General features: G+C 38.8%; 1 protein-coding gene. It reads left to right on the forward strand.

The features are described from left to right. Positions 1 to 528: 528 nt before the first annotated feature. The coding region (locus CWC03_RS22665) for a DUF642 domain-containing protein (protein WP_138583773.1) at positions 529 to 1,143 on the forward strand (615 nt) is incomplete at its 3' end.

Genomic DNA, 1,143 nt, shown 5'->3' on the forward strand with positions numbered 1-1,143 from the left:
CCAAGTACGGCACAAGCAACCGTTGTTATGGATGCCCCAGAGCACATCAACGACTTAACGTATGTAGCGAATTACTGCGAATAAGTCTAAAACAGTAATAAGCAAGGCGAGGGGAATCCCTCGCTTTTTTGTTTTGCCCGACAGCTTTTGCATTGCTGCATGGAAGTATCTTTGCAATCAATGGGAGCGAGGTTAGTGTCCTCAAAGCTATTTATTACTTTAAAATAGCATTTCACTTGGCACATCAAGCACAACTTTAGAAATCCTCCCACGACCCAGTCTTGTTTCGAAGAGATAAGCTCATAGATATTGTAGATAAACTCTCTGAGCCAACCGATTAATGAAGTTGTATATTGAATTTGCAAAATGAAAACTTTTTTCAAATTTCAAAATTTAAGAACTCAATATACGGTGCAAACTCTTTAATAGAGAACTATCTCTATGATATTAATGAAAATTACTTTCTAATTTAAATTGGCCTTAATTTTGCTGTATCAACGTTAGTATTTAATTAGCGAGAGATGCACTATGAAAAAGATATTAGCCAATGCGATGTTCATTATCCCCTTTTCGGTACTAAGTTCAGAAAACTTAGTGTCTAATGGTTCTTTTGAAAATCACTCTGTACTGACTGGAACTTGGGCCTTATTGGACGAGATAGAGGGGTGGAGTACAGAAGGCGCAAAACTCGAAATCCAAAAGACAACGATAAATTTTATAGACTCACAAAGCGGCGATAGTCACATCGAATTGGACTCGACAGGAAACTATTCAATTTATCAAAACATACCGACTGTGATCGGTAAGCGCTATAAGGTCAGTTTTTATTACTCAGCAAGAGTTGTAGCAGACAACTCAACGAACAGGGCAAGAGCATCGTTTGGTGACACAACCCTAACAACAATGAATGCAACTACATTGGGTTGGAAAAAGTATGAATACTCGGTGATTGCAACTGACAACGTAACTCAGATTAAATTTCAAGGATTAGGCCGCTCTGACTCTCTGGGCGCGTTATTAGACAACGTCGTTGTAACAGAAGAGGAAGAAGTTACACCTCCGGAGCCACCCGTAACCTGTAAAGTTGGTGTGTATGGCATCAATAACTTTGGTGAAGACAATAATAGCTATGTTTATAAGTTC

The organism is Pseudoalteromonas sp. S2755 (assembly GCF_005886535.1).
In the GTDB taxonomy this organism is placed as follows: Bacteria; Pseudomonadota; Gammaproteobacteria; order Enterobacterales; family Alteromonadaceae; genus Pseudoalteromonas.